26 protein-coding genes are annotated in these 26,915 nt (G+C 66.4%); 14 read left to right on the plus strand and 12 right to left on the minus strand.

Annotation, left to right across the window (positions count from 1 at the left end):
* Nucleotides 1–44 precede the first annotated feature (44 nt).
* From MVA01S_RS06150 to MVA01S_RS06160, 3 genes are all read left to right on the plus strand, one after another.
* Nucleotides 45–1,559: an aldehyde dehydrogenase family protein gene (locus MVA01S_RS06150; RefSeq protein WP_110765551.1), complete on the plus strand. Its 1,515-nt coding sequence runs from the start codon at nucleotides 45–47 to the stop codon at nucleotides 1,557–1,559.
* A gap of 21 nt (nucleotides 1,560–1,580) precedes the next feature.
* Entirely contained in the window at nucleotides 1,581–1,997 is a 417-nt protein-coding gene (locus tag MVA01S_RS06155) for a nuclear transport factor 2 family protein (protein ID WP_003928479.1), read from the plus strand.
* A 117-nt stretch (nucleotides 1,998–2,114) separates the two neighbouring features.
* On the plus strand, nucleotides 2,115–3,308 hold the full coding sequence (locus MVA01S_RS06160) for a cytochrome P450 (RefSeq protein WP_003928480.1): 1,194 nt from the start codon (nucleotides 2,115–2,117) through the stop codon (nucleotides 3,306–3,308).
* A gap of 27 nt (nucleotides 3,309–3,335) precedes the next feature.
* Here the strand turns inward: MVA01S_RS06160 and MVA01S_RS06165 are convergent, their stop codons facing one another.
* From MVA01S_RS06165 to MVA01S_RS06175, 3 genes are read right to left on the minus strand one after another with little or no spacing between them, the layout of a single operon-like run.
* Nucleotides 3,336–4,358 carry an LLM class flavin-dependent oxidoreductase gene (locus tag MVA01S_RS06165; RefSeq protein ID WP_003928481.1) on the minus strand — a complete coding sequence of 341 codons (1,023 nt, stop codon included), beginning with the start codon at nucleotides 4,356–4,358 and terminating at the stop codon, nucleotides 3,336–3,338.
* Nucleotides 4,355–4,966 carry a TetR/AcrR family transcriptional regulator gene (locus MVA01S_RS06170; RefSeq protein WP_040539784.1) on the minus strand — a complete coding sequence of 204 codons (612 nt, stop codon included), beginning with the start codon at nucleotides 4,964–4,966 and terminating at the stop codon, nucleotides 4,355–4,357. The genes MVA01S_RS06165 and MVA01S_RS06170 overlap by 4 nt, the downstream gene beginning before the upstream one ends.
* A 29-nt stretch (nucleotides 4,967–4,995) precedes the next feature.
* The gene (locus MVA01S_RS06175) at nucleotides 4,996–6,189 is read right to left on the minus strand and encodes an acyl-CoA dehydrogenase family protein (RefSeq protein ID WP_003928483.1); all 1,194 of its coding nucleotides are present in this window, start codon (nucleotides 6,187–6,189) and stop codon (nucleotides 4,996–4,998) included.
* A gap of 89 nt (nucleotides 6,190–6,278) precedes the next feature.
* Between MVA01S_RS06175 and MVA01S_RS06180 the strand changes: the two genes are divergently transcribed.
* Nucleotides 6,279–7,148, plus strand: a complete 870-nt coding sequence (locus MVA01S_RS06180; protein WP_003928484.1) for an SDR family NAD(P)-dependent oxidoreductase — start codon at nucleotides 6,279–6,281, stop codon at nucleotides 7,146–7,148.
* Nucleotides 7,149–7,173: 25 nt separating this feature from the next.
* Here the strand turns inward: MVA01S_RS06180 and MVA01S_RS06185 are convergent, their stop codons facing one another.
* Nucleotides 7,174–7,920, minus strand: coding sequence for a TetR/AcrR family transcriptional regulator (locus MVA01S_RS06185; RefSeq protein ID WP_204249572.1), 747 nt, complete (start codon nucleotides 7,918–7,920; stop codon nucleotides 7,174–7,176).
* A 186-nt stretch (nucleotides 7,921–8,106) separates the two neighbouring features.
* On the opposite strand from MVA01S_RS06185, the gene MVA01S_RS06190 reads away from it, so the two are divergent.
* Nucleotides 8,107–9,165: an LLM class flavin-dependent oxidoreductase gene (locus MVA01S_RS06190; RefSeq protein ID WP_003928486.1), complete on the plus strand. Its 1,059-nt coding sequence runs from the start codon at nucleotides 8,107–8,109 to the stop codon at nucleotides 9,163–9,165.
* A gap of 64 nt (nucleotides 9,166–9,229) precedes the next feature.
* A complete protein-coding gene (locus MVA01S_RS06195) occupies nucleotides 9,230–10,201 on the plus strand; it encodes an NADPH:quinone oxidoreductase family protein (protein ID WP_003928487.1) in 972 nt (323 codons plus the stop codon).
* A 71-nt stretch (nucleotides 10,202–10,272) separates the two neighbouring features.
* Here the strand turns inward: MVA01S_RS06195 and MVA01S_RS06200 are convergent, their stop codons facing one another.
* Entirely contained in the window at nucleotides 10,273–11,166 is an 894-nt protein-coding gene (locus MVA01S_RS06200) for a mycofactocin-coupled SDR family oxidoreductase (RefSeq protein ID WP_040539789.1), read from the minus strand.
* Nucleotides 11,167–11,195: 29 nt separating this feature from the next.
* The gene (locus MVA01S_RS06205) at nucleotides 11,196–11,972 is read right to left on the minus strand and encodes an SDR family NAD(P)-dependent oxidoreductase (protein WP_003928489.1); all 777 of its coding nucleotides are present in this window, start codon (nucleotides 11,970–11,972) and stop codon (nucleotides 11,196–11,198) included.
* A gap of 186 nt (nucleotides 11,973–12,158) precedes the next feature.
* On the opposite strand from MVA01S_RS06205, the gene MVA01S_RS31255 reads away from it, so the two are divergent.
* Nucleotides 12,159–12,755 (plus strand): hypothetical protein, encoded by a 597-nt coding sequence (locus tag MVA01S_RS31255; RefSeq protein WP_144033025.1) that lies wholly within the window; start codon nucleotides 12,159–12,161, stop codon nucleotides 12,753–12,755.
* A 583-nt stretch (nucleotides 12,756–13,338) separates the two neighbouring features.
* Here the strand turns inward: MVA01S_RS31255 and rpsT are convergent.
* Nucleotides 13,339–13,599, minus strand: a complete 261-nt coding sequence (gene rpsT / locus MVA01S_RS06210) for a 30S ribosomal protein S20 (RefSeq protein ID WP_003928490.1) — start codon at nucleotides 13,597–13,599, stop codon at nucleotides 13,339–13,341.
* 148 nt (nucleotides 13,600–13,747) lie between these two features.
* Here rpsT and MVA01S_RS06215 point away from each other — a divergent pair, with 148 nt between their 5' ends.
* The 3 genes from MVA01S_RS06215 to MVA01S_RS06225 are packed head-to-tail and all read left to right on the plus strand — an operon-like array spanning nucleotide 13,748 to nucleotide 17,234.
* Nucleotides 13,748–15,412 carry a circularly permuted type 2 ATP-grasp protein gene (locus tag MVA01S_RS06215; RefSeq protein ID WP_081528950.1) on the plus strand — a complete coding sequence of 555 codons (1,665 nt, stop codon included), beginning with the start codon at nucleotides 13,748–13,750 and terminating at the stop codon, nucleotides 15,410–15,412.
* A 13-nt stretch (nucleotides 15,413–15,425) separates the two neighbouring features.
* The gene (locus MVA01S_RS06220) at nucleotides 15,426–16,394 is read left to right on the plus strand and encodes an alpha-E domain-containing protein (protein ID WP_003928492.1); all 969 of its coding nucleotides are present in this window, start codon (nucleotides 15,426–15,428) and stop codon (nucleotides 16,392–16,394) included.
* Nucleotides 16,395–17,234: a transglutaminase family protein gene (locus tag MVA01S_RS06225; protein WP_003928493.1), complete on the plus strand. Its 840-nt coding sequence runs from the start codon at nucleotides 16,395–16,397 to the stop codon at nucleotides 17,232–17,234.
* Here the strand turns inward: MVA01S_RS06225 and MVA01S_RS06230 are convergent.
* Entirely contained in the window at nucleotides 17,218–18,078 is an 861-nt protein-coding gene (locus MVA01S_RS06230; RefSeq protein WP_003928494.1) for a ribonuclease Z, read from the minus strand. The two genes, MVA01S_RS06225 and MVA01S_RS06230, sit on opposite strands and share 17 nt — an antisense overlap.
* 184 nt (nucleotides 18,079–18,262) lie before the next feature.
* On the opposite strand from MVA01S_RS06230, the gene MVA01S_RS06235 reads away from it, so the two are divergent.
* Both MVA01S_RS06235 and MVA01S_RS06240 read left to right on the plus strand, forming a co-directional pair.
* Nucleotides 18,263–18,691, plus strand: coding sequence for a CBS domain-containing protein (locus MVA01S_RS06235; protein ID WP_003928495.1), 429 nt, complete (start codon nucleotides 18,263–18,265; stop codon nucleotides 18,689–18,691).
* Nucleotides 18,691–19,302, plus strand: a complete 612-nt coding sequence (locus MVA01S_RS06240) for a GNAT family N-acetyltransferase (RefSeq protein ID WP_003928496.1) — start codon at nucleotides 18,691–18,693, stop codon at nucleotides 19,300–19,302. Before MVA01S_RS06235 ends, MVA01S_RS06240 begins: the two co-directional genes overlap by 1 nt.
* Nucleotides 19,303–19,320: 18 nt before the next feature.
* Here the strand turns inward: MVA01S_RS06240 and MVA01S_RS06245 are convergent, their stop codons facing one another.
* Nucleotides 19,321–19,932 (minus strand): type II toxin-antitoxin system PemK/MazF family toxin, encoded by a 612-nt coding sequence (locus MVA01S_RS06245; protein ID WP_040539791.1) that lies wholly within the window; start codon nucleotides 19,930–19,932, stop codon nucleotides 19,321–19,323.
* Nucleotides 19,933–20,004: 72 nt separating this feature from the next.
* Between MVA01S_RS06245 and lepA the strand changes: the two genes are divergently transcribed.
* Nucleotides 20,005–21,921: a translation elongation factor 4 gene (lepA, locus tag MVA01S_RS06250; protein WP_081528956.1), complete on the plus strand. Its 1,917-nt coding sequence runs from the start codon at nucleotides 20,005–20,007 to the stop codon at nucleotides 21,919–21,921.
* Complete coding sequence (locus MVA01S_RS06255) at nucleotides 21,918–22,622, plus strand: sensor domain-containing protein (RefSeq protein WP_003928499.1); 705 nt, start codon at nucleotides 21,918–21,920, stop codon at nucleotides 22,620–22,622. The genes lepA and MVA01S_RS06255 overlap by 4 nt, the downstream gene beginning before the upstream one ends.
* Before the next feature lie 3 nt (nucleotides 22,623–22,625).
* On the opposite strand, the gene MVA01S_RS06260 is transcribed toward MVA01S_RS06255, so the two are convergent.
* The 3 genes from MVA01S_RS06260 to MVA01S_RS06270 are packed head-to-tail and all read right to left on the minus strand — an operon-like array spanning nucleotide 22,626 to nucleotide 26,878.
* A complete protein-coding gene (locus MVA01S_RS06260; protein WP_003928500.1) occupies nucleotides 22,626–25,313 on the minus strand; it encodes a fumarate reductase/succinate dehydrogenase flavoprotein subunit in 2,688 nt (895 codons plus the stop codon).
* Entirely contained in the window at nucleotides 25,313–26,056 is a 744-nt protein-coding gene (locus tag MVA01S_RS06265; RefSeq protein WP_003928501.1) for an ABC transporter ATP-binding protein, read from the minus strand. The genes MVA01S_RS06260 and MVA01S_RS06265 overlap by 1 nt, the downstream gene beginning before the upstream one ends.
* A gap of 60 nt (nucleotides 26,057–26,116) precedes the next feature.
* A complete protein-coding gene (locus MVA01S_RS06270) occupies nucleotides 26,117–26,878 on the minus strand; it encodes an ABC transporter permease (protein WP_255251677.1) in 762 nt (253 codons plus the stop codon).
* Nucleotides 26,879–26,915: the final 37 nt, after the last annotated feature.

Raw genomic sequence — 26,915 nt, forward strand, 5'->3', positions numbered from 1 at the left:
GGTATAACAGACCTAGTCAACTATTTTCTATCGCGGGAGGCGCCATGCCACCTCAGGCGGTGACGACGCCCGCAGCAGCCTTAAGCTTGCGGGAAAACCAGGGCTCGGGCCGACGGATCGATCGACGCATGTTGATCGATGGCGAGTTGGTCGAAGCGGAGAGTGCGCAGCTACTGCCGTCCGTCAACCCCGCGACCGGTAAGATTCTGGGCTTTGCGCCGGACTGCACCGTCGGGGACGCCGCGCGGGCGGTCGCGGCTGCACGGCGCTGTTTTGACACATCGTCCTGGTCGACGGATGTGGCGTTGCGAGTGCGTTGCCTGAACCAGCTGCACGCTGCCCTTGTCGAAAACCGGGAGGATCTTCGACAACTGACCGTCGCAGAGACGGGCGCCACCTGGCGCCTCACTGAAGGCCCATACCTGGATGCGCCGATCGGCATGGTCCGCCATCATGGCGAGTCTCTGAAGTCCTACCCGATGACCGAGCAGCTCGGTGAGGTAATGAGCATGGGTCGGACGGAGCGGCGTTGGGTCGAGAAGGGGCCGGCCGGCGTGGTCGCGATAGTCATCGGTGCCAGTCACCCGATGCGAATGGCACTGTCCGCTCTCGGTCCTGCGCTCGCCGCCGGTTGCACCGTAGTGCTCAAAGGCGCGTCCGACACCGCGTTGACCACCCTTACACTCGGCGAGTTGATCGCAGGCTGCACCGATATCCCGGCCGGCGTTGTGAACGTGCTGAGCTCGTTGGATCCCGCAGTGGACCGAGTGCTCGCGGCCGATCGGGACATCGACGCCGTCCATTTCACCGGCTCGATCTCGGCCGCGCGCCGGTTCATGGCAGCGGCCGGTGGCACCGCCAAGCGGATTTCCTGCACAGCGGAACGGAAGTCGGCCGCGATCGTTCTCGATGATGCTGACTTCTCGGTCTGCGCGGCTCAGGTCGCACTCATGACGACTTCGAACGCCGGACAGGGATCGGCGCCGATATCGCGTCTTCTCGTGCCGCGCGGGCACAGCGACGAGGTGGTTATCGCCGTCGGAAAGAGTCTGGCGGCGGTGCAGTACGGCGACCCTGCTGATTCGCGAACGTGGATGGGGCCGCTGATCAGTGACGGGCGACGTGACGAGGTCGACGGCATGGTGAAGCGGGCGATCGCTGCCGGCGCGACGTTGGTGACCGGCGGTCACGTGGTGCGGCCCGGATACTTCTACGAGCCCACCATGCTCACTGGCATCGATCCAGATAGCGAGATGGTGGACGTGTGCGGTCCGGTGCTCGTCGTGATCCCTTATGGCGACGACGAGGATGCGGCGCGAATCGCGAATCGCTGCGGCAGTGGTCCGTCCGGGGTGGTGTTCGGTGGCTATCAGCGCGCGGTTGCCGTTGCGCGCCGGGTCCGGACCGGACGGATGAGTATCAACGGGGGTAGTCACCTTGGTCCCGAGAGCCGGTTCGGGTACGCCGAGGAACAGGGGGTCACGGTTGCGGAGGGCGTGGTGGCACTCGAGGAGTACCTCGAACGCAAAGCCTTCGCCGCGATCGTTCCAGGTGTTTGAGGCGTGAGAAGGGGAGTCGAGATGCCCTCGACGTTTGGGGAGCGAGTCCGCGTTGTGCGCGAATTTCTCGACGGAATAGGCGATCTGGACTTCGACCGAGTGGAGGGACATCTCGCCGCGGATGCCGTCATGGTGCTGCCTTTCGTCGAAGACCTACCGCCGACGCGAGGGCGGCCCGCGATCGTTGCCCAGCTGCGTAATTCCGTCCCAGCGATGTTCGACCGGATGAACTTCACCTACGACGAGTGGTACGACGTCCGCGGCGACGCGGTGGTCGCGGAGTATCACAGTGAGTGCCCGCAGCGGGGGAGCAGCAGGATTTACCGAAATACTTACATCACAGTCTTCCGCTTCGAGGGAGCCAAGATCGCGCTGTACAAGGAGTATTTGAATCCCGTCAAGTTCATCGGCTTCACCGAGCCGGTGCAGGGTGTGTAGCCGGTACTCGGTGTTGACACAAAGAGATCTGTCCAGCCCACTCACGGGTCTTGCCTGAGTGATTCGCCACTCGGTATGGTCTGTCTTAGTCGGATGACTAAACAGAGGAGGTCGACCGTGACGGTCGCGAGCCCCAGCGATGTCTATTACGACCCATTCGATACCGACATCGACGCTGATCCCTACCCCGTCTATCGGCGGTTGAGGGAGGAGGCGCCGCTGTATTACAACGAGCGCCACGATTTCTTCGCCGTGAGCCGTGCAGACGACGTCGAGCGGGTGCTCACCGAGCACAAGACCTTCATCTCAGGCCGCGGCTCGATCCTCGACTTCATCCGCGCGAATCTGGAGATGCCGCCGAGCATGTTCATCTTCCAGGATCCACCGATTCACACCAGGTATCGCAGGGTCCTGCACGGTGTGTTCACACCGCGTCGGGTCGCCGAACTCGAAGACAAGGTCCGCGACTTCTGCGCACGGAGCCTGGATGCCGTTGTGGGTAACGAGAAGTTCGATTTCATAGCGGATCTGGGCGCTCAGGTCCCGATGCGCACGATCGGGATGCTGCTCGGCATTCCCGAGTCCGATCAGGACACTCATCGGCAGTCGACGGATGCCTCTCTGCGGACCGCGCCGGGCGAACATCTGAAGCCGGAGGAGAACTTCGCCGACGGTTCGAACTATGCCGAATACATCGACTGGCGCGCCGAGCATCCCTCGGACGATCTGATGACCGATCTGCTGAATGCGCAGCTGGAAGAGGAAGACGGGTCGTTCCGCCGACTGACCCGTGACGAAGTGCTCACGTACACAACGCTTCTGTCGAGCGCCGGCGCTGAAACGACCGGTCACTTGATCGGCTGGAGCGGTAAGACGCTGGGCGATCACCCTGACCAGCGTCGCCAGCTCGCCGAGGATCCGTCGTTGATTCCCAGGGCTATCGAGGAGGTGCTGCGCCTGGAATCGCCCGCACAACAGTTTGCCCGGTACGTCACCGCCGATGTCGACTTCCACGGGCAGACTGTGCCCGAAGGTAGCGTCATGCTGTATCTCATGGGTGCCGCCAATCACGACGATCGGCGTTTCCCGGATGGTGACCGCTTCGACATCCATCGCGAGAATGTCAAGCACCTGTCGTTCAGCCTGGGCCCGCACTACTGCCTGGGGGCTGCGCTCGCGCGACTGGAAGGCCGGATCGCGCTCGAAGAGATTCTGAAGCGCTTCCCGGATTGGGAGATCGACGTCGACAATGCCCGGATGGCATCGTCGCCGGCGTTGCGTGGCTGGGATTCGCTACCGGTCTTCATCTGAACAGTCGACCTAGTACCGCGACGTCGGTTAGCGGAAGTGGGGGATGACCTCCCGAGCGAACAGCTCCATTCCGCTCCGGATCTCCTCGGGTTGCATGCCCGGCAGCGCCATGCCCGCGACCAGATGCGTCAGCCGCGCACCAGAGCGGTACTTCTCGATCTTCTCGATGACGTCCTGCGGACTGCCTACCAGCATGTCCCCTCCGAAGAAATCCATCGATTGCCTGCGCACGATCTCTTCGACGGAAGGCAGTGTGGGCACATCGCCGGTCGATGCGCCGGTGGCCTCCGCATTCCATCGAAGGTAGCCCGCGGTCATGTAACGCAAGGATTCAGCCGCGATCTCCCAGGCCTGCTGCCTCGTGGGCGCGACATAGGTCGGCAGGGTGGCGGCCACATGGAAGTCGCTGGGATCGCGACCGTTAGCGCGCAGCGCATCGTCGTAGACCGCGGCCGATCCCGGTCCGCCACTGAGGAAGTGCATACCCATGTCGGCGGCGCGTTGGATCGCCTTCGGCGCGGTTCCCCCGACCCAAATCGGGGGATGCGGCTCCTGTATTGCAGGCGGAGATATCCGGATGTCGTTCAGCCTGTTGTACTTTCCGTCGATCGTGACGTTTTCGCCTGACAGGAGCCGCCGGAGGATAGGCAGGTTCTCCTGCATGCGGCCGGCCCGTTCGCGTGCTGGAATTCCCTGATCGTCGAACTCCCCGGGCCGGTAGCCCAGGCCGACGCCGAGGTCGAAACGACCACCGGAGATGATGTCAAGCGTTGCAGTGTCTTCGGCGACCCGGACGGGGTTGTGCAACGGCAGCAGCAACAGGAACGTCCCGATGCGGATCCACTCGGTGCGGGCGGCGATGGCGGCGCCGATCGGAAAAAGCGACGGCGAGTAGCCGTCATCGATGAAATGGTGCTCGGTGAGCCAGGCCTCGTCGAAGCCCAGCCGTTCCGATTCCACGATGAGGTCGAGATGGGATCGGTAGAACTCGTCCCACGCAACGGAACCGGGATTCCGAAACGGCCACAGGAGCCCGAACTGCAATGTCATCGGCGGCCTCGACGCCGACCGCCGCGCCGTTTTCCCTCGAATTGGCTGATCAGCCTGTCCATGACGCGGGTCGCGTGGTCGTGGCCGAGGCTGAGGCCGTATGTCCGCTCTTCCCCCATGAAGCGGCCGACGCCGTCCATGAACAACATCACCGCTTCGGGCGGCCACTCCGTGGTGTCGATCTCGTACCGGTCCAGGATCTCCGACAGACCGTCGAACTGAATCCGGCGGAACCGGAGCGAGAATTCCTTCATCTCGTCCTTGACGGCCTGACGGTGATTCCCGAGCGCGAGGAACTCGAGGTTCAGCGTGGTGTTGGATTGCTCGCGAATCAGGTCCCACAGCGCCCACAACGGCTGATCGGAGGCCAGCGCTTCCGCCTGGCGGCCGAGCATCCGGGCCGCACTCCGCCGGAAAACCTCGATGAAAAGGTTGTCCATCGGACCGAAGTAGTAGTACACGAGGCCCGGATTGACATCAGCCTCGGCGGCCACCCTGCGCGATGTCACCGCGGCGTAACCCTCGGCGAGCATAAGCCGTTCGACAGCATCGAGCAGTGCCGTCCGCGCGTCGGGCTCGTCCGCTCCGGTGGGCCGTTTCGGTGGCATTCGAGCAACGTAACCCACCGTGTGAACGATCATGTCATTCGCGCGCCGGGGTCGCCGGGCGCGAGTCCCATCCCCAGCAGCCAGCGGGCATGCCGGTCCATCATCACGTCGTACTCCCCGTGCACGGCGTGCGTCGAGATCATCGCGATGTCCTGCGACATCCTGCGCAGGTGGTTGTCGGAGCGGTAGCCACTCGACCCGTTGCCGTCGACGAGTTCACGTAATGAGTCCCGGACCGTTCGCAGGATCGTGACGCCATACAGTCCGTTCATCGCCTCTTCTTCGAGCGTCTGCGGGACTCCGCGGCGAGCGACCGCGAGGGCGTCATCGATGGCCGCGTCGCGGGCCAGGTGCATCATCCGCGCCGTCTGGAACGCGTTGACCCAACGTATCCGCGCCATCGGCCGCTCGTTGCGCGGCGCGCTGTTGATCCCCGACGCCGTTCCCATCTTCTGTCGCGATATCTCGACTGCGGCATCGAGCGCGCCGACGTAGAGCGACGAGATCGCGGTTGTCATCACCGAGAAGGGAAGTCGCATGGCCTCCTCTTCGTGAAAGGTGCCCTCGTGGTCAGTCGCCGACATCATCTTTCCGAACGGCAGCGCCCAGGTGTCCGGGATGACGACGTCCTTCGCGACGATGGTGACGCTGCCGGTCGCAGCCATCGCGGCCACGTCCCAGTCGTCGATGAGTTCGAGTTGGTCACGCGGCACGATCACCCAGGACATGTCGTTGTCGACGATGACAGGCACCATCGCATGGGAGGCGTGCAGGATGCCGGTCGCATAGCCCCAGCGACCGTTGACTCGCAGCTTTCCGCCGGCCCGTTCGGCCGTGCCGGGAGAGGAGAGGATTGCGGCGCAGCGCACCGATGCCCGGTCGGCGAACAACTCCTCTTGGACCTCGCGCGGATAGCGGCACAGAAACCAGTTGTGGAAGTTGTAGAAACCGGTGACCCACGCCGTGGAAATGTCCGCGGTGGCGATGAGTTCGACCACCTTGTTGAGTTCGTGTGGTCCCAATCCGCAACCACCCCAGAGCTTCGGCACCGCCACCGAGAACAGCCCGGCCGCCTCCATGTCCTCGACGAGTTGGTCGTCCAGGCGGCGGTTCTGCTCCATCTGACGCGCGAGATCGCGGATACGCGGAACGAATTCTCGTGCCGCGTCCACCACCGCCGTGCCCGACCCGCCTGGGGCCGAAACCCGATCCGCAACCGTCATAACATCTCCTCGGGTTAGTCGAATGCCTAAACTGGACATTACAGAGATGGTTGCGCCCGGGGCAAGCGAACTTCGAACGGAGATGTTGGATGGCAACGCTGACAGGCAAAGTCGCAGTGGTGACGGGCGCCAGCCGGGGGATCGGCAAGGGTATCGCCGAGGCGCTCGGCGCACAGGGCGCCACCGTCTACGTCACCGGACGTACCGCTGCCGCAGGTACACACGAGCTTCCCGGCACAATCGGTGAGACCGCGGTCGAGGTCGACCGGCGAGGCGGGCATGGGGTGGCCGTCCAGGTGGATCACGCTGACGATGACCAGGTCGCCGCGTTGTTCGACCGGGTGCGCCGCGACCACGGGCGGCTCGACCTCCTCGTCAACAACGCGTTCGCGCTCCCCGAGGACCTCACCGATGAAAAACCCTTCTGGGAGAAATCGCTTGATTACTGGACCATGGTCGATGTGGGGGTCCGCTCGGCCTACGTCGCAGCCTGGCACGCGGCCCGGATCATGGTGCCGAACCGGGCGGGGCTCATCGTCGCCATCTCGGGATACACCGGCGTGACCTACACCTACGGCGTCGTCTTCGGGATGTGCAAGACCGCGGTTGACCGGATGGCGCGGGACATGGCCGTCGAACTCCAGCCGCATGACATCGCCTCGCTGTCACTCTGGCAGGGCCTCACGTACACCGAACGGGCCCAACGTAATCTGGCGGCCAACCCGGCGATGACGAGTCAGGCGGGGACGAATCCCGTGGGTGGATGTTCGCCCGAGTTTCCGGGCCGGGTTATCGCGGCGTTGGCTGCCGACCCGGACGTGATGCGGCATTCCGGCGGCACCTTCATCACCGCCGAGCTCGCTGCGGAATATGGCGTCACCGACGTGGATGGAAGGGTGGTCCCGTCGATGCGGGCTGAACGCGGATCGCCTATCTGGCAACCGATTTCACGATCATGATACATGTCACCGACGTCCGATGAGACTAATGGGAGTCCTCGTGGTTGAGTCGGTCACGGGCCCGATCGAGGTCGTCCAGTGCATCTGTGATCGCCGTCTTCAGCCGGCGGTTCTGCTCCTCGACGGCCAACGTGTGCTCATCGCGCGGTAGCACGCCGTGCAGAAACAGTCCCACGCAGTACCGCGTATGCCGGTCGACGTCCTCGTCGTTGAACACCACGCCTCGAGCGCTCGCGTTGGCGGGGCCCCCGGGAACGAGATCGATGAACGCCTCTGCCGCCAACTCGGCATCCTTGGTCGAGACCCCGCCGGGGCCGAGTCGTCGCCGGAACAAGTCGGTGAGATAGGCCCGGGTTGGTTCGGTGCCCTTCTCGACGTTGAACGCCCCGATCTCCGGCATGTGAGCCGAGACGGTGTTGGTCAGACGCAACAGGCGCAGGCCGCCGGGGCGCAACACGTTGGCGACGAGGATTCGTCCGATCGCGAGGAGGGTGCCTTCGAAATCGTCGGTCTCGGCAGCCTCAAGCTGCTCCACCGGCACGATCCACTCTTCGATGGCGCGGGTCAGTGCTGCCTTGAACAAGGTCGTCTTATCGCCGTAGCGGGCGTACACGGTGCGCTTGGCCATGCCGGCCGCCGCCGCGATCGCCTCAATGCTCGTGCGCTCGAATCCATTCTCCAGGAAGAGATCCAGAGCAGTGTCAAGCAGCTGCTCATTGCTCAATGTCGGCCGCCCGGGGCGGCGGCCGGTCGCGCCGGTGCGTTCGATCACGACTAGATCTTCCATGCCCGCTCTTCCTGTAGTCCAGCGTGTGGTGATCCGAAGAGGATTTAAACCGATGGCGGAGACTTTTTAGCAGGAAAATCGCCAATCGCTGGATAAAAGAAACGCAAGAGGTAACAATTAGCTTCTGTCGAAGCCGCGCTCGGCGGCCGCTACGAGAGAACTGGAGAGACCATGAAGGTCGGCATGCATCTGGGCTATCAGAACCTCCACGGCGTGCCCGACGTCGAGAGCTTCATGAAGGAGGCGAAGCTCGCGGTCGAAGCCGAGGCCATGGGCTTCGACTATGTCGGGCCGGTCGAACACCACTTCACCGACTACGGGGCCTGCCCCGATCCCTTCCAGCTGCTTGCCTGGATCGCCGCCAAGACCACGACGATCGACCTGGTCTCCGCCGCCGTCATCCTGCCGTGGAACAACCCGTTGCGCGTGGTGGAGCAGGCGATCCAACTCGACATCCTGTCCGAAGGCCGCTTCATCCTGGGCATGGGCCGCGGTGCTGCCCGCCGGGAATTCCGGTCGTTCGGGGTTGAACTCGCCGACTCTCGCGAGATGTTCGACGAGGCGGCACTGATCATCATGGAGGGTATCGAGACCGGTATCGTCGAAGCAGATACTAAGTGGTACAAGATTCCCCGCACCGAGATCCGTCCGCGACCGTTCAAGTCCTTCAAGGGCCGGACCATCATGGTGACGATGTCGCCGAGTTCGGTCGACGTGGCCGCCCGATACGGTCTCAAGGCGCTGCGCTTCTCTCAGGGGGACTGGCGCAACGCGATACCCGAGATCACCCAGTACCGGCAGCAATTCGAGTCGTTGCACAACACCACTGCACCACCGTTCATCATTTCCGACTTCGTGTGCTGCTTCGACGACAAACAGCGGGTCGCCGATTACACCGACAACTACTTCGCGAAGATGTTCTCGACCGTCGCCGACCATTACGAGTTCATGAGCGATCACTTCAAGGACCTGCCGTCGTATGCCGCCTGGACCGTCATGGGTGAGGCGGCCGCCGCGGCGGGCGGTCCGGACAAGGCCTACCGCGATTACATCTCGGGCAACATGATCGGCAGCCCGGAGGAACTAGTTGAGCATCACCGCGTCCGCAAGGAGATGGTCGGCGATTACGAGATGCTCGCCAACTTCAGCTGGGGCGGGATGCCCTACGAGCTGGTCTACGAGCAGCTCAAGCTGTTTGCGGACAAGGTGCTTCCGGATCTGAAAGGCTGAGCACGGCGGGCGTCGAACGTCCGTGTCGATTCCGTACGTCCCAACGCGGTCGAAAGGACGGCGAATGAAGGCGGTCGTGTGTCGCGAATATGGCGGGCCTGAGAACTTGGTGCTGGATGAATTGCCCGATCTCACGCCGGGCCCGGGTCAGGTGGTCATCAGGGTGCGCGCCGCCGCCGTCAACTATCCGGACGTGCTGCTGATCGGCGGCAACTATCAGGTCAAGGTGCCGCCGCCGTTCAGTCCGGGTAGCGAGATGGCTGGTGAGGTGCTGGCCGTTGGTGAGGGTGTCGGATACCGCGTTGGGGAACGTGTTTCGGCAGCCGCGTTCGTCGGCGCGTTCGCCGAACAGGCGGTGGTCGATGCGCGGGGGGTGACGCCGATTCCGGACGGGATCGACTTCGCCGAAGCCGCCGCATTCGGCGTCACCTATCGGACCGCGTATTACACATTGCGCACGATCGCTCCGGTTCGAAAGGGTGATTGGGTGGTCGTCCTCGCCGCGGCGGGGGGCGTCGGGCTCGCCGCGGTGGACATCGCACAGCTTTTCGGGGGAAGGGTATTGGCTGCCGCCTCGGGCCGACACAAGCTCGATTTGTGCCGCGAGCGCGGCGCCGAAGCGGGTGTCGACTACGACCGTGAAGATCTGCGGGAGCGAATCAAGGAGATCACCTGCAATGCCGGTGCCCAGATCGTCGTCGATCCCGTCGGCGGACAGTATTCGCTGCCCGCGCTGCGAGGCCTGGGGCGTCAGGGGGTTTTCGTCACGCTGGGTTACGCCGCCGGCGCGATCCCGGCCGTTCCGCTCAATCTGGTTCTCCTCAAGGGAATCACGATCCGTGGCATGGAGATCCGATCCTTTGCCGCAGATTATCCCGATGAGGTTGTCCGTGACGACGAGGAACTGCGACAACTCTTCGCCGAAGGTAAGCTCCGCCCCCACATCGGCGCTCGGTTTTCCTTGAGCGATACCGCGACGGCGCTGCGCCACGTTGCCGATCGGAAAGCTTTGGGCAAGGTCATCATCGAGGTCTGAGGGGAGAGGACCCAGGTTTGGACAGCGGCGGGTGTGAAGCGCGCACCGTCAGTACGTCCGGGTCCCTCACGTCATTTGCCAGGGCCGTTGGGCCACTTGATCATGCATCCTGCATCGATCGGAATGCTCGCCCCCGTCATGTACTTCGATGCGTCGGAGGCGAGGAACAGGACGAGTTCGGCCACGTCCTCGGGCTCGATCCAGGGTGTGGCAAGAGCGTGGTGGAACTCCGCCGCCGGCCGGAAGTCGGCCTTGGTGACGGGGCCTTCCATGTCGGGTCGGAAGACCGAGTAGATTCCGTCGTTGTTCATCAGGTGGGTGTTGCAGTTGGTTGGATGCACGATGTTGACGCGAATTCCGGTGTGCGCAAGATGTAATGCCATCTGTTGCGTGTATCCCACCAGTGCCTGCTTAGACCAGCTGTAGCCTGATCCGCCCGGGCCCATGATGGTGCGAGGATCCGCTCCCGAGGAGATGGTTCCGGGAATCAACGCGGCGGTTGATCCGGTGATGATGATCGACGCACCGCTTCCGGCCGGGATCAAGTGCGGCACGGACACCGCGACTGTGTTCATGACGCCGATGAGGTCGACGTCGACCGCGTCCTGGAAGTCCATCGGTTGGGGGTCTCCCATCGCCATGGGCAGTATTCCCGCGTTGGCCATGACCGTCGTCAGGCCACCCAATTCCGCCAGGCCCTCACCCAAGGCTTCGGAGAGTTGCTCGCGCTTGCGAACGTCGGCCTTGAGGGCGACGCAGGTGCGGCCCTGTTCCTCGACAAGGCGCTTGGTTTCGGCGAGGTCTTCCCAGCTGGCCATCGGGTACGGATTCGACTCGATGTCCTCGCAGATGTCGACGGCGATGATGTCGGCGCCTTCCCGCGCCTGCAGCGCCGCGTGAGCGCGACCTTGACCGCGGCCTGCGCCGGTGATGAACGAGACCTTCCCCGCCATGCGTCCAGTCATGAAAACTCCTGTGGAATCGGGTCGACCGCTCACAATGAGCGGAACAGTCCGCCGTCGACGAGGATTTGGGCCCCGTTGATATAGCTCGCTGCGCCACTGGCCAGGAAAACGCAGAGACCGACCATGTCGTCCGGAACCCCTATCCGTTTCATCGGATTCATCGCGGCCACCGCGGCGTGCGCATCGGGACCCCATCCCTTGGAAATGTCGGTGTCGAACGCGCCCGGCATGACGAGGTTGGCACGCACCCTGGGAGCCCACGCGCCGGCCAACCCGAGCGTGAGCGCATTCAATCCCGCCTTCGCCATGACGTAGGGGAGGTCTGCGGCGTCCGGACGCAGCGTGCCGGCAGTCGTGACGTTGATGATCGAGCCGCCTCCGCCCTCGGCCATGCGTGATCCGAACAGAGCAGCGAGGCGGAATGGCCCGCGAGCGTTGACGGCATGGACTTTGTCGTAAAGCTCCTGTGTGACCGACGTGAGCGCGTCGTAGACCGGAGACATTCCGGCGTTGTTGACCAGCACGTCGCATCGGCCGTACTCGCGGTAGACCGTCTCGAGGAGCACCTCGGCGTCCTCCCACCTGCCGACGTGGCAGCCGACGGGGAGGGCACGCCGATGGCTCACCGCCTCAATTTCTTTTGCTGCCAGCTCACAGTTTTCGAGCTTTCGGCTGGCGATGACGACATCCGCTCCCGCCATCGCGAATCCTTCGGCCACGGCGCGGCCGATACCCCTGCTTCCCCCGGTGATCACGGCGACCTTGCCGGTCATATCGAGCAGCTCTGCGGGGCGTTTCGCGGGCATTGGAACTCCACTCACATTCGTTGTCGTGCAGGTACGCGAGGCATCGGGCAAGGTCCCGATCAATTCTTGGCTCAGCTAAGCGAAGATATCCGACCGAGTCAACTATTTAGACGTAGCGGGTCTTGCTTCACGACTGCGGCGTCACTACCGTGCGTATTAGGCATACGACTAAACAGGGAGATCATCGTGGCGGCCGATGAAGACACCGGTGACGAAAGATACCGACTCGATGTGATGGCCGGCAGCGTGGCAGGGGCCGTGAGTTGTGCCGGGGGTTGGTTGTTCGATCGTGCCTTCAACGGCTGGGATGTCACCGTGTTCGTCGCGGCGTGCCCTGACGATGTTCGGCCACTGCACGTCCTCGGCGCGAAAGCTGTCGACCTGGAATCTGGCCTGTCGGGACCCGAGCGACGCCCGGCGGCGTTGAGCGTGTCGGCAGACCTGTATGCGGCAGACGAACGGGTTCGACGCACCGTCCGCAATGCTCTCCGGCGTCGAACAGCTGAGATCACGGTATGGGGAGGTGAGCGACCCCCTGAACTGCGGCGCTGCCTAGAACCGGTGCACCATCGACTGAGCAGTGCTGCTTGCACCTACAAATTGCATGCGCTCGGTGTGGCCGGCGTTCACGTTGACGTTGTGGATGCCGTGGAAACCCTGGGACGGGTGCAGCGCAATCCGAGGGTGGCGCAGGAGAATCTCCGTATAGAGCGCTCCGGTAGCGAGGATGCGGGCGCAACGCTCCGGACATTGAGCGCATGCGTCTCGACGCCAGGCTTTTGAGACCCGCTCGCGATATGCCTTCTTGAAACGACGCCCGCGGTGTGCCGATGCCCACATCGGGGGAGAGTGCTCCGGCAGGCTCTTATGCTGGGCGACCGGCCACCAGGGGAATCAGGAATACCGGCATCTGGTGGAACTTGTCGGCAACTGCATAGCAACCAGACCTATCGCGTCTTCACCACCCACCCGGATCAACCGGTTCGGGACACCAGGGGCTGAGCCAAGGCCCAGGGCAAAGAAACATGCGATACGACGCACCGGATGGAGGATGCCGAGCCCAAGATCCGGTGGGGCAGACGAATGCCACGACGACCCAGTCCCTCGAGGCCGCCAGACGGCCGTCGTCGGCACTGGCCAACACATGGGTGTCGGCGAACCGGGAGACGTGCCGCAGAGGACCCAATCCGCTTTGGGCAGCGGGAGTGATGCAACCCACCGTGGCGCCTGGCGCCGGCCAGTGGGTCGGGGCCTACTGAAGGACGTCGGTCGCTTCGTTCAGGCCGCGTTCGTGGAGACCGCCGAGGACGTCGATGCCATCAAGACGAGCCACCACGCCGGCCAACGACCTCGGACTGGGGGACCGTCAGATCTTGTTGAGCGCCCGGGCCAGCGCCGACTTGCGGTTGGCGGCCTGGTTCTTGTGGATAACGCCCTTGCTGGCAGCCTTGTCCAGCTTCCGGCTGGTGGCGGTCAGCAGCTCGCCGGCCTTCTCCTTGTCACCCGACTCGACAGCCGCGCGGAATCCGCGGACCGCCGTGTGCAGCGACGACTTCACCGACTTGTTGCGCAGTCTGCGGCGCTCGTTGGTGAGGATCCGCTTCTGCTGCGACTTGATGTTGGCCACGCGTGTTATTCCTTCTAAATCTCGACGGGGTTACTTCTGAGTCTTGGGGCGCCCGTCCTGGGGCAGCGACTGTTCAGGGTAGCAGCGAGCGGGTAGATGTCCCAAAGCGAGCTCCGCTGGCCTGCCGAAATGGCCGCGATGCTGCAGCATGACAATCGAATGCTCACATAGGGAAAGAGTAGGTGACATCTTGGCGACCGAAACGGTGCGAACGACCCGTACCGCCACGAAACCGGCGAAGCGGCACGACGGCATCTTCGGTGGCTACAACAAGCTCGGCTCGTATGCCAAGGCGTTCGACGAGATGTTCGACGCCCAGGGCAACGTCCGCGGCCCCTACAAGGGCATCCACAAGGAGCTCGCCCCGGCCGACGTCGGCGACCTGCATGCCCGCTCCGAGGCGCTGGACCGTGCGTTCATCGACCAGGGCATCACGTTCTCGCTGTCGGGACAGGAACGGCCGTTCCCGCTCGATCTGGTGCCGAGGGTGATCTCGGCCGCGGAATGGACCCGGCTGGAGCGCGGCATCCGGCAACGGGTGCAGGCGCTGGAGATGTATCTCCACGACATCTACGGCGACCAGGAGATCCTGCGCGACGGCGTCATCCCGCGCCGCCTGGTCACCTCGTGCGAGCACTTCCATCGCGAGGCCGTCGGCATCGTCCCCCCCAACGGGGTGCGCATCCACGTCGCCGGCATCGACCTGATCCGCGACGAGCAGGGCAACTTCCGGGTGCTGGAGGACAACCTGCGCTCACCGTCGGGGGTCTCCTACGTGATGGAGAACCGCCGCACCATGGCGCGGGTGTTCCCGAACCTGTTCGCCACCCACCGGGTGCGCGCGGTCGGTGACTACTCGTCGCACCTGTTGCGGGCGCTGCGCAACGCCGCGGCCAACAACGTCGCCGACCCGACGGTCGTGGTGCTGACGCCGGGTGTCTACAACTCGGCCTACTTCGAGCACTCGCTGCTGGCCCGGCAGATGGGCGTCGAGCTGGTGGAAGGCCGCGACCTGTTCTGCCGCGACAACGCCGTCTACATGCGCACCACCGAGGGCGAGCGTCAGGTCGACGTGATCTACCGGCGCATCGACGACGACTACCTGGACCCGATGCAGTTCAAGCCGGATTCGGTGCTCGGGGTCGCCGGGATCCTCAACGCCGCGCGCGCCGGCAACGTGGTGATCTCCAGCGCGGTCGGCAACGGCGTCGGCGACGACAAGCTCGTCTACACCTACGTGCCGACGATCATCGAGTACTACCTGGGCGAGAAGCCGCTGCTGGCCAACGTCGACACGTTCCGCTGCTGGCTCGACGAGGAACGCGAGGAGGTACTCGACCGCATCGACGAACTGGTGATCAAACCGGTGGAGGGTTCGGGCGGCTACGGCATCGTGTTCGGCCCGGAGGCCTCCGAGAAGGAGCTGGCCACGATCACCAAGAAGATCGTCGCCGACCCGCGCGGCTGGATCGCGCAGCCGGTGATGCAGCTGTCCACGGTGCCCACCCAGATCGGCGACACGCTGGCGCCCCGCCACGTCGACCTGCGTCCGTTCGCCGTCAACGACGGCGACGACGTGTGGGTGCTGCCGGGCGGGCTGACCCGCGTCGCGCTGCCCGAGGGATCCTTGGTGGTGAACTCCAGCCAGGGCGGCGGGTCGAAAGACACCTGGGTGCTGGCCTCGCGCACGTCGGTGGCCGACCGCGAACTCGGGGCGGCCGAGGTGGTGCGCTCGCTGCCGAAGGCGGCCGCGAGCAAGAACGCCACCAAGAACGGCAAAGCCGAGCACACCCAAGACCAGCAGCAGCAGTAGGGGGCGATTCGAAATGTTGGCGCGGAACGCGGAATCGCTGTACTGGATCGGCCGCTACGTCGAGCGGGCCGACGACACCGCCCGGATCCTGGACGTGACGGTGCACCAGCTTCTCGAGGAATCGAGTGTGGACCCCGATCAGGCCTCGCGGACCCTGCTGCGGGTGCTGGGTATCGAGCCGCCCGACGCGGCACTGGACGTGTGGTCGCTGACCGACCTCGTCGCGTTCAGCCGCGGCACCGAGGGCTCGATCGTCGAGTCGATCTCGGCAGCGCGCGAAAATGCCCGCGGTGCAAGGGAAGTCACCTCGACCGAGATCTGGGAGTGTCTGAACACCACCTACAATGCGCTGGCCGAGAGGGAACGCGCCGCCAAGCGCCTGGGGCCGCACGAGTTCCTGTCCTTCGTCGAGGGCCGCGCGGCGATGTTCGCGGGGCTGGCCGATTCCACCCTCAGCCGCGACGACGGATACCGGTTCATGGTGCTCGGGCGTGCGCTGGAGCGGGTGGACATGACCGTGCGCCTGCTGCTGTCGCGGGTGGGTGACAGCGCGTCGTCGCCGGCGTGGGTCACCCTCCTGCGTTCCGCCGGCGCGCACGACACCTACCTGAGGACCTACCGCGGCGTGCTCGACGCCGGCCGGGTGGTCGAGTTCATGCTGCTGGACCGGCGTTTCCCGCGGTCGATCTTCTTCTCGCTGCGGCTGGCCGAGCACAGCCTCGACGAGCTGATGAACCGTCCGCACAGTCGGCTCGGCGCCACCGCCGAGGCGCAGCGCCTGCTCGGTCGGGCGCGCAGCGAGTTGGAGTTCCTCCAGCCCGGGGTGCTGCTCGACTCGCTGGAGGAGCGGCTGGCCGACCTGCAGGAGACGTGCTTCGACGTCGGAGAGGCGTTGGCGCTGCAGTACTTCCACTCTGCACCGTGGGTGGCGTGGACGGACGCCGGACGCAATTCGTTGGTGATCGAAGAAGGGGAAATCTAGATGTGGCGCATGCGTGTGGTGCACTCGACGGGCTATGCCTACAAGTCACCGGTCACGGCGTCGTTCAACGAGGCGCGGCTGACGCCGCGCTCGGATTCCCGGCAGAACGTGATCCTCAACCGGGTCGAGACGGTGCCGGCGACCCGCTCCTACCGCTACGTCGACTACTGGGGCACCGCGGTGACCGCGTTCGACCTGCACGCCCCGCACACCGAGCTGGAGGTCACCGCGTCCTCGGTGGTCGAGACGGACATCCCGGAGAAACCGCAGACCAAGGTCACCTGGGCCGACCTGGTGTCGGAGGCGGTCATCGACAGGTACGACGAGATGGTCGCCCCGACGCATTACGTGCCTGCGAGCAAGCGCATCGAACGGGTCGGGCGGCGCATCGCGAAGTACTACGAACCGGCCGAGGCGGTCATCGAGGCCGCCCGCTGGGTGCAGGGCGAGTTGCAGTACGTCCCGGGGACGACCGGGGTGCACACGTCGGGGGTCGACGCACTGCGCGAAGGTAAGGGGGTGTGTCAGGATTTCGCCCATTTGACGTTGATGTTGTTGCGCAGCATGGCAATTCCGTCCCGCTACGTGTCGGGATACCTGCACCCCCACCGGGACGCGGAGGTGGGTGTCACCGTGGACGGGCAGAGCCACGCCTGGGTGCAGGCCTGGACGGGGGAGTGGTGGCATTACGACCCCACCAACGACGCCGACATCAACGAGCAGTACATCAGCGTCGGCGTCGGCCGTGACTACGCCGACGTCACCCCGCTCAAGGGCATCTACTCGGGTGAGGGCTCCACCGACCTGGACGTCATCGTCGAGATCACCCGGTTGGCTTAGCGCACACGCCGGGATGGACCTCCACGCGGTGCAGGTCGTCGCCGAGCTCGATCTGCCGGTCGAACTTCGACGCGGCCAGCGCCCGCCACTCGTCCTCCTGGCCGGGCTGCAGGGCCGGCACGTAGTGGGTGAGGATCAGGATGCCGACCCCGGCGCGCGTCGCGGTCTGCGCGGCCTCCTCCACCGACGAGTGGTAGCCGCAGATGTCCCGGATGCGCTGCACCGGTAGCGCGTGGATCAGATCCGGGCGAACCACGGTGTGCACCAACGCTCCTGCGCCGGCGGCCAGTTCGTCGAGCCCCACGCACGGCACCGTGTCCCCGGCCAGCGCCACGGAGGCGCCGCGGTGTTCGATGCGGAAGCCGATCGTCGGCGCCACCGGCCGGTGGTTGGTCGGGCCGACGCTGATCCGGACCTCGTCGCGACCCCAGACGACGCCCGCGGTCACCTCCTCGACCTCGACCTGTGGTGGTTCGGTCAGATCGGCGTGGTGGGCCATGCGGTACCCGATGTCCAGGCGCAGCGCCTTGAGCACGTGGTCGACGACCTCGGCGGTCCCGGGCGGCCCGATGATCGGCAGCGGCGGGAGATCCGGGGCGAAGTTGGACACCCAGCGGCTGATCAGCACGTCGCCCAGGTCGGTGATGTGGTCGCTGTGCAGGTGGGTCAGCAGCAGCGCGGTGATCTGGTCGGCGCCGACCCCGATCGCGGCGGTGCGCTGCAGGACGCCGCGGCCGCAGTCGATCAGGAATGCCTGCCCGCCGGCGCGTACCAGCGTGGACGGACCGGCGCGTCGGGCGTCGGGGATGGGGCTTCCGGTGCCCAGCAGCGTCACTTCGATCATGCCGCCAAAACCTACCCGCGGCCGGTGACGGGCGGTCGGCAATCGCCGATCCTGAGTGAAACATGTTGCCTCGGAATATATTTCGTCATGCACTTGGCGGCCCGGACCGGACACGCGGAACCGCTTCGAAAGCGCCCGCCAGCGGGTAGCCTGGTGTGTGAGCTACATCACCAGGGGGTAGTCGATGCGGATTTCCGATGTGCTGCGGAACAAGGGCGCGGCGGTCGCCACCATCACGCCTGAGACGTCGGTGGCCGGCCTGCTGACCGAACTGTCCGTGCACAACATCGGCGCAATGGTGGTGGTCTCACCCGACGGCCTGCTCGGCATCGTCTCCGAGCGCGACGTCGTGCGTAAGCTCCACGACGTCGGCGCCGACCTGTTGCGCCGGCCGGTGTCGGAGATCATGACGACGCTGGTGGCCACGTGCACTCCGGAGGACTCGGTGGACAGCCTGAGCGCGTTGATGACCAACAACCGGGTGCGGCACGTCCCGGTGGTGGTCGACGGCCGGCTGACCGGGATCGTCAGCATCGGCGACGTCGTCAAGACCAGGATGGAAGAACTCGAGCGCGAGCACGAGCACCTCCAGGCCTACATCACCCAGGGTTGATGCCGGCAGACGTCGAGGTCCGCTGCGCGGGGAAGCCGGACGTGAAGGCGCTGGCGCGCGTGCTCGGCCGGGCGTTCCACGACGATCCGGTGATGGCGTGGATGATCCCCGACGACGCCCGGCGGGCCAGGGCGTTGCCCCGTATCTTCGCCGCGATGACCCGGCACCACTTCCTGGCCGGCGACGCGGTCGAGATCGCGGCGCGCAACGGCACCGTCGGCGCCGCGGCGCTGTGGGATCCGCCCGGCCGGTGGAAGCAGACGCCGCGCGAGGAACTGCGGATGCTGCCGGCGATGCTGCTGGCGGTCGGGCGTCACATGGGCCGCGGCCAGGAGATGGTCGACGTGATGAAGCGTCACCACCCGGAGGAACCCCACTGGTATCTGGGGGTGATCGGCAGCGACCCCGACATGCGCGGCACCGGCCTCGCGCACGCTTTGCTGCGGTCCCGGCTGGACCGCTGCGACGCCGAGGGTGCGCCGGCCTATCTGGAGTCCACCAAGGAGTCGAACCTGCCGTACTACCTGCGGTTCGGCTTCGACGTCACGGCAGAGCTCACGATTCCCGGGGGCGGGCCGCGAATATGGCCGATGTGGCGCAACGCGTCCTAATGGGAGTCGAGCCGCGGCTCAGCTCCAGGAGTAGTCGGAGCGCAAGCGCGCCGCGACGACGTCGAAGACCTCGCGGGCCAGCACGGCGCCCTCCCGCCTGATGCCCTCTTCGGGCACGTCGAGCACCCGGTCCAGCCGGACCCAGCTGGGCCGGCCGTCGTAGTCCCAGCTGCCGCTGCCGATGCCGATCCAGTTGGGGTCGTCGCGGTGATGGTCCCGGCTGGAGAGCATCAGCCCGAGCAGAATGCTGCGGTCGCGCCCGACGACCAGCACGGGACGGTCCTTGCCGCGGGTGGGGTCGTCTTCGAACGCCACCCAGGTCCACACGATCTCGCCGGGGTCGGCCCGGCCGTCCAGGTCGGGGGCGTAGGACACCCTGCGGGCGCGGTGGGCCGTCGGCACGAACCGGCTCGACACCGGCCGGCCGGCGGGCAGCGCGGGAGCGGCCGACTCCGCCGGCCCCGACAGCACATCGAGACCGATGCGGATGCCCTGCTGGATGCCCCGCTGCAGGGCTTCGGACTTCTGCAGCTGGCGGACGAGCTTGGGGGCCTCGTTGAACACGAGGTTCTCGGTGCCTTTCACCAAGAGACGTTGAAACGCCTTCACATACGACGACGAGGACGCCATACCCGCCAAGCATAGGCGGTGCCCCGGTGCCCCGAAGGTGCCCCGAAGTCGGCTCGATTGTGTCGGGGAGGTCTGCTCTCGATACTCTGGACAGGCCTGTTTCGGCAGCCACACCGCGTTCACCAGGAGATTCCCATCGCTAGCTTCGCCGACAAGACGTTCACTGCGCCGGCGCAGATCAGGAACTTCTGCATCATCGCCCACATCGACCATGGCAAGTCCACCCTGGCCGACCGGATGCTGCAGCTCACCGGCGTGGTCGCGGACAGAGACATGCGGGCGCAGTACCTGGACCGGATGGACATCGAGCGCGAGCGCGGGATCACGATCAAGGCGCAGAACGTTCGCCTGCCTTGGACCAGCACGGTAGGTGGGGTTGAACAGGAGTTCGTCCTGCACCTGATCGACACCCCCGGCCACGTCGATTTCACCTACGAGGTGTCCCGGGCGCTGGAGGCCTGCGAGGGCGCGGTGCTGCTGGTCGACGCCGCCCAGGGCATCGAGGCGCAGACGCTGGCCAACCTGTACCTGGCGCTGGACCGCGATCTGACGATCATCCCGGTGCTGAACAAGATCGACCTGCCCGCCGCCGACCCAGACCGGTACGCCGCCGAGATCGCCCACATCATCGGCTGCGAACCCGAGGATGTGCTGCGGGTGTCCGGCAAGACCGGGGCCGGGGTGACCGAGCTGCTCGACCAGGTGGTGCGGCTGATCCCGGCGCCGCAGGGCGACCCGGACGCGCCGGCGCGGGCGATGATCTTCGACTCGGTCTACGACATCTACCGCGGCGTGGTGACCTACGTGCGCGTGGTGGACGGCAAGATCACCCCGCGCGAGCGCATCGCGATGATGTCGACCGGCGCCACCCACGAACTCCTCGAGGTCGGCATCGTCTCGCCCGACCCCAAGCCGTCCGTCGGCCTCGGCGTCGGCGAGGTCGGCTACCTCATCACGGGCGTGAAGGATGTGCGCCAGTCCAAGGTCGGCGACACGGTGACGACCGCCCGGCACGGCGCCAAGGAGGCGCTGACCGGTTACCGCGAGCCCAGGCCGATGGTGTACTCGGGCCTCTACCCGGTCGACGGGTCGGACTACCCGGTGCTGCGCGAAGCGCTGGACAAGCTGCAACTCAACGACGCCGCGCTGACCTACGAGCCCGAGACGTCGGTGGCGCTCGGATTCGGGTTCCGCTGCGGGTTCCTGGGGCTGCTGCACATGGAGATCACCCGTGAACGTCTCGAGCGCGAGTTCAACCTCGACCTGATCTCGACCGCGCCGAACGTCGTCTACCGCGTGGTGAAGGACGACGGCACCGAATTGGTCGTGACCAACCCGTCGGACTGGCCGGAAGGCAAGGTGCGCAGCGTCTTCGAGCCGATCGTGAAGACCACGGTGATCGCGCCCAGCGAGTTCATCGGCACCATCATGGAGCTGTGCCAGTCCAGGCGTGGCGAGCTCGGCGGCATGGACTACCTGTCCCCGGAACGTGTCGAGCTGCGCTACACGATGCCGTTGGGCGAGATCATCTTCGACTTCTTCGACTCGCTGAAGTCCCGCACCCGCGGCTACGCCAGCCTCGACTACGAGGAGGCCGGCGAGCAGGAGGCCGATCTGGTCAAGGTCGACATCCTGCTGCAGGGCGAGGCCGTCGACGCGTTCAGTGCGATCGTGCACAAGGACAGTGCTTCGGCCTACGGCAACAAGATGACCACCAAGCTCAAGGAGCTGATCCCGCGCCAGCAGTTCGAGGTGCCGGTGCAGGCCGCGATCGGTTCGAGAATCATTGCCCGCGAGAACATCCGGGCCATCCGCAAGGATGTGCTGTCCAAGTGCTACGGCGGTGACATCACCCGCAAGCGCAAACTGCTGGAGAAGCAGAAGGAGGGCAAGAAGCGGATGAAGACCATCGGCCGGGTCGAGGTCCCGCAGGAGGCCTTCGTCGCCGCACTGTCCACCGAGTCCGCCGCGGACAAGCCGAAGAAATGACCCCGAGGTGGCGCACCGGAGCGGCTCTGACCGTGATGGTGTTGTCACTGGGCACCTCGGCGTGCAGCGCCACCGTGGACGGCACCGCGGTCCGTCCGGACGCCGGATCACCGATGGCCGACGGGGCGCTGACCGAGCAGGACCTGTCAGCGGTCCTGCTCGACGGCGCAGAACTGGCCGGGCTGCTGGACAGCCCCGACATCGAGGTCGTCGACGAAGTCGCCGAGATGACCGACGACTCGGCCGACGTCTCGGACCCCGAATGCCTCGGGGCGCTCTACAGCGCCGAGGAACCGGTGTACGCCGGCAGCGGCTACACCGCCGTGCTCACCCGCCTGGCCAGTGAACCGGGCGACGTCTACGAGCACTGGGTGGAGGAGACCGTGGTGCTGATGCCCTCGGCCGTCGCCGCCGAGGAGTTCGTCGAGCGCTCGGGCCGGGAATGGGCGGACTGCGCGGGCCGGGAGGTCGCGATCAGCGACGGCGAGGAATGGTTCGACTGGGAACTGCGCGACGTGGTCCGCGACGGCGGTGTCGTGAGCCAGTCCTCGACCGCGCTGGAATCGGCCCCGTGGCAGTGTCAACACACCGTGGCCGCGGCGGCGAACATGGTCGTCGAGGCGTCGGTGTGTGCCGAGCGCATCGACGACGAGGCGACCGCGGTGCTGACCGAGATGATCGAGAAGGCGTCTGCCCGGTAGCTGCTAGTAGGCCGACTCCAACGCCCGGCGCGCGTAGGCGCGCACGTCAGCGTCGCCGTCGTCGAGCGCCCCGGCCAGCGCCTGCCGGGCTGTGTCCTCCGAAGCCGCCCAGCGGGTCAGGCTCAGCACCGCGGCCTTGCGGACATCGAGGTGCGGGTCGGCCAGCGCCTGCGACAGTGGAGGCACCGCGGCCGCGGGGGACGGGGCACCGGCCAGCGCCCGGGCCGCGCCCTGACGGATCTGCCACGCCGAGGCCGCGAGCGCCTTCTCCACCACCGAGCCGTCGCTGTCCTCCCAGCCGATCTCACCCATCGCCGCCAGCGCGGCGGCCCGCACCAGCGGATCGGCGTCGTCGATCAGCACGCGCACCGTCGACGCGCCGGCACGTAGCACGCCCAGGCCGTTGGCGACGGCGATGCGCACCTCGCGGTTGGCGTCGGTGTGCGCGGCGGCGACTCCGTCGACGTCGTCGACCGATACCAGCGCCCGTACCGCCTCGATCCGCACCCGGTGATCGGGGTCCTCGCTGAGCACCCGGTACCGGTCGCGGTCGCCGGCCCGGCGGGCGGCCAGCACGTAGGTGGCCGCACCGCGCACCACCGGATCAGCCGAATCGACGTACGGGCGAATGGTTTCCGGGTCGGGCAGCACCTCGACGAGCTCCCGGATCCCGTCGGCGGCGACGTGCCGCACCTCCACATCGGGATCGCCGAGCGCCGCGACGAGGGGACCGGAATAGCCGTCACACAGATGCTCGGTGAGCACGTCGACCGCGGTGCGGCGCACCCCGGCGTCGTCATCGCGCAGGAACGGCGCCAGATCCTGCACCGAGGGCTCGTCGAGGGCCAGCACCGACGCGATCCGCGGCGACGGCGGTTGGGTTGCCGGGGCGGGCACCCGCGAGATCTCCGACACCGGCGGACGCCCGCCGACCAGGCCGGGCTCGGCCACCGGCACGGGTTCGGTCTCCCCGCTGGGCAACCCGTCGAGGCCGGGGACCGGCACGAAGTACGGCGCGACCGGACGCTTGAGGAACTCCATGTCGCCGTCGGCGGTCTTGCGCAGGTTCAGGTGGTAGCGCCATTCGACGTCGTCGCGCTCGGGCAGGTCGCTGCGGTCGTGGTACAGCCCCCAGCGCGATTCCGTGCGGGTCAGCGACGACCGCGCGGCCATCTCGGCGCAGTCGCGGATGAACGCCACCTCGACCGCACGCATCAGTTCGTGCGGCGTGGTGGCACCGATACCGGCGACCTCCTCGCGCATCCGGTCGAACGCCTCGACCGCCAGCGACAACTTCGTCGCGGTCTTCGGCGGTGCCACGTAGTCGTTGACGAACCGGCGCAGCTTGTACTCCACCTGCGGCTGCGGCGGACCCTCCGGGTTGCGCAGCGGCCGGTAGATCAGTTCGTGTGCGGCCGCCACCTGGTTTTCCGGAAGCTGCTGCGGCGCAGGAAGATCGGCGGAGGTCGCGGCGGCGTGCGCGCCCGCCAGATCGCCGTAGACGAATGCGCCGATCATGTAGTTGTGCGGCACGCAGGCCAGATCGCCCGCGGCGTACAGGCCGGGCACCGTGGTGCGGGCGTTCTCGTCCACCCAGACTCCGGACGCCGAATGCCCACTGCACAAGCCGATCTCGGAGATGTGCATCTCGATGTCGTGGGTGCGGTAGTCGTGGCCGCGGTTGGCGTGGAACGTGCCGCGGGTCGGGCGCTCAGTGGTGTGCAGGATGTTCTCCAGCGCGGTGAGCGTCTCGTCGGGCAGGTGACTGACCTTGAGGTAGATCGGGCCGCGCGCGGACTCGATCTCGTTCTTGACCTCGGCCATCATCTGGCCCGACCAGTAGTCGGAGTCGACGAACCGCTCGCCGTGCGCGTTGACCTGGTAGCCGCCGAACGGGTTGGCCACGTACGCGCACGCGGGTCCGTTGTAATCCTTGATCAGCGGGTTGATCTGGAAGCACTCGATGCCGGAGAGTTCGGCGCCGGCGTGGAAGGCCATCGAGTAGCCGTCACCGGCGTTGGTGGGGTTCTCGTAGGTGCCGTACAGGTAACCCGAGGCGGGCAACCCGAGCCGCCCGCACGCGCCGGTGGCCAGGATGACGGTCTTGGCGCCCACGACGACGAACTCGCCGGTGCGGCTGTTGAGCGCCGCCGCGCCGACCGCTCTGCCCGTGTCGTCGGTCAGCACCCGCACCGGCACCAGCCGGTTCTCGATGCGGATCTTCTCGCGCATGGCGCGCTGCCGCAGCACGCGGTAGAGGGCCTTCTTGACGTCCTTGCCTTCGGGCATCGGCAGCACGTAGGAGCCGGAGCGGTGCACGCGGCGCACCGCATACTCACCATGTTCGTCCTTCTCGAACTTCACGCCGTAGCGTTCCAGCCGCTGGACCATCGCGAACCCACGGGTGGCGGTCTGATAGATGGTGCGCTGGTTGACGATTCCGTCGTTCGCGCGGGTGATCTCGGCGACGTAGTCCTCCGGGGTGGCCTTGCCAGGGATCACGGCGTTGTTCACGCCGTCCATCCCCATCGCCAGCGCACCCGAGTGCCGCACGTGGGCCTTCTCCAGCAGCAGCACCTGGGCGCCGTGCTCGGCGGCGGTCAGCGCTGCCATGGTGCCCGCGGTGCCGCCGCCGATGACCAGCACGTCGCAGTCGAGGCGGACGGCGTCGGTGAGAGAGGGGATCTGCATCAGGGAACGAGCTCCGAATCATCGAGGGCGGCAATCACTTCGGCGCGCAATGCGGTGCGCACCAGAGATGGGTCACGCGGTGACGGGACGTCGAGCAGCGCGCGCAGCGGCCGGCCGGCGCGCCCGAGCACCGCGATCCGGTCGCCGATCAGCAGGGCCTCGTCGACGTCGTGGGTGACGAACACCACGGTGGTCGGGTGGGCCCGCCAGGTGTCGATGAGCAGGCGCTGCATCGTGGCGCGGGTCTGGGTGTCCAGGGCGCCGAACGGTTCGTCCATCATCACCGCGCGCGGGGCCCCGGCCAGTCCGCGGGCCAGCTGCACGCGTTGCCGCATGCCGCCGGACAAGCTCTTGGGCAGGTAGTCCTCGAAACCGGTCAGCCCGACGTCGGCGATCCACTTCAGCGCCTCCTCGCGGCGGCCCTGCCTCGGCCGACCGGCCAGCTTGAGGGCCAGCTCGACGTTGGATCGCACTGTGCGCCAGGGCAGCAGCGCGTTGTCCTGGAACACCATGGCCCGGTCCCTGGAGGTGGTGGTGACGCGCACGCCGTCGGCCAGCACCTCACCGGCATCCGGGGCGAGCAGGCCGGCCAGCGCGCGCAGCACCGTGGACTTACCGCACCCGGACGGGCCGGTGAGCACCAGGATCTCGCCGGGCGCGACGTCGAGGTCGAGGCCGTCGACCACCGGCGACCCGCCGTAACTGAGCACCAGGTCTCGCAGTGTCAGATTCATGCCGCTCATCGGGATCGTCTCCTCTTCGCGCGAGCGCTCATCGGGATCGTCTCCTCTTCGCGCGAGCGCTCATCGGGAGCCCTCCTCACCGCGGGGCAGCCAGCGGGTGACCCTGCGGCCGACGAGTTCCACCGCTGCGGAGGTGACGAAGCCGAGCACGCCGATGGTGATGATGCCGACGAACACGTCGGGGTAGGCGAGCACGGTGTAGGCCTGCCAGGTGCGGTATCCGACGCCGAGGCGCCCGGAGATCATCTCGGCGGAGATCACGCAGATCCAGGCCACCCCGATGCCGACCGACAGCCCGCCGAACACGCCGGGCAGGATGCCCGGCAGCACGACCCGCGCGATCACGTCCCAGCGGCTGCCACCGAGGGTGCGCACCGAGTCCTCCCACAGCGTCGGGAGGGCCCGAACAGCGTGCCGGGTGCTGACCATGATCGGGAAGTACGCGGCCAGGAACGTGATGAACACGATTCCCGCCTCGTCGGTCGGGAACAACAGGATCGCCACCGGCACGATGGCGATCGCCGGGATCGGCCGCGCGAGTTCGGTGAGCGGGCCGAAGACGTTGGCGAACTTCGCCGAACGGCCCAGCAGGATCCCGGTGACGACGCCGGCGACCGCGGCGATCGCGAACCCGGTGAGGATCCGGATCAGGGACTGTCCCAGGTCCAGCCAGTACTCCGGGGTCTGCGCCCGGTGGCTGAACGCGGCGACGATCTCGGTGACGGTCGGCAACGTGTCGAACCGCAGCCAGCCACGCACGTCGTTGGCGGTCAGCAGCTGCCAGAGCATGATGGCCGCGGCGACCGAGGCCAGTCGGACCAGCCACGACCGCCAGGGCGGGCGGCGCGCAGGCGGGGCC

This window comes from Mycolicibacterium vaccae NBRC 14118 = CIP 105934, from assembly GCF_001552715.1.
Lineage (GTDB): Bacteria > Actinomycetota > Actinomycetes > Mycobacteriales > Mycobacteriaceae > Mycobacterium > Mycobacterium vaccae.

Excerpts from the sequence above, each read along its gene's own strand:
- MVA01S_RS06265 (WP_003928501.1), bottom strand. The coding sequence starts at position 26,056 with ATGAGCGGCATGAATCTGACACTGCGAGACCTGGTGCTCAGTTACGGC.
- MVA01S_RS06225 (WP_003928493.1), top strand. The coding sequence starts at position 16,395 with ATGTGGCGCATGCGTGTGGTGCACTCGACGGGCTATGCCTACAAGTCA.
- MVA01S_RS06235 (WP_003928495.1), top strand. The coding sequence starts at position 18,263 with ATGCGGATTTCCGATGTGCTGCGGAACAAGGGCGCGGCGGTCGCCACC.
- MVA01S_RS06220 (WP_003928492.1), top strand. The coding sequence starts at position 15,426 with ATGTTGGCGCGGAACGCGGAATCGCTGTACTGGATCGGCCGCTACGTC.
- MVA01S_RS06215 (WP_081528950.1), top strand. The coding sequence starts at position 13,748 with ATGACAATCGAATGCTCACATAGGGAAAGAGTAGGTGACATCTTGGCG.
- MVA01S_RS06245 (WP_040539791.1), bottom strand. The coding sequence starts at position 19,932 with ATGGCGTCCTCGTCGTCGTATGTGAAGGCGTTTCAACGTCTCTTGGTG.
- MVA01S_RS06205 (WP_003928489.1), bottom strand. The coding sequence starts at position 11,972 with ATGCCCGCGAAACGCCCCGCAGAGCTGCTCGATATGACCGGCAAGGTC.
- MVA01S_RS06190 (WP_003928486.1), top strand. The coding sequence starts at position 8,107 with ATGAAGGTCGGCATGCATCTGGGCTATCAGAACCTCCACGGCGTGCCC.
- MVA01S_RS06255 (WP_003928499.1), top strand. The coding sequence starts at position 21,918 with ATGACCCCGAGGTGGCGCACCGGAGCGGCTCTGACCGTGATGGTGTTG.
- MVA01S_RS06195 (WP_003928487.1), top strand. The coding sequence starts at position 9,230 with ATGAAGGCGGTCGTGTGTCGCGAATATGGCGGGCCTGAGAACTTGGTG.
- MVA01S_RS06155 (WP_003928479.1), top strand. The coding sequence starts at position 1,581 with ATGCCCTCGACGTTTGGGGAGCGAGTCCGCGTTGTGCGCGAATTTCTC.
- MVA01S_RS06180 (WP_003928484.1), top strand. The coding sequence starts at position 6,279 with ATGGCAACGCTGACAGGCAAAGTCGCAGTGGTGACGGGCGCCAGCCGG.
- MVA01S_RS06175 (WP_003928483.1), bottom strand. The coding sequence starts at position 6,189 with ATGACGGTTGCGGATCGGGTTTCGGCCCCAGGCGGGTCGGGCACGGCG.
- MVA01S_RS06170 (WP_040539784.1), bottom strand. The coding sequence starts at position 4,966 with ATGCCACCGAAACGGCCCACCGGAGCGGACGAGCCCGACGCGCGGACG.
- MVA01S_RS06150 (WP_110765551.1), top strand. The coding sequence starts at position 45 with ATGCCACCTCAGGCGGTGACGACGCCCGCAGCAGCCTTAAGCTTGCGG.
- MVA01S_RS06240 (WP_003928496.1), top strand. The coding sequence starts at position 18,691 with ATGCCGGCAGACGTCGAGGTCCGCTGCGCGGGGAAGCCGGACGTGAAG.
- MVA01S_RS06230 (WP_003928494.1), bottom strand. The coding sequence starts at position 18,078 with ATGATCGAAGTGACGCTGCTGGGCACCGGAAGCCCCATCCCCGACGCC.
- MVA01S_RS06260 (WP_003928500.1), bottom strand. The coding sequence starts at position 25,313 with ATGCAGATCCCCTCTCTCACCGACGCCGTCCGCCTCGACTGCGACGTG.
- MVA01S_RS06165 (WP_003928481.1), bottom strand. The coding sequence starts at position 4,358 with ATGACATTGCAGTTCGGGCTCCTGTGGCCGTTTCGGAATCCCGGTTCC.
- MVA01S_RS06200 (WP_040539789.1), bottom strand. The coding sequence starts at position 11,166 with ATGACTGGACGCATGGCGGGGAAGGTCTCGTTCATCACCGGCGCAGGC.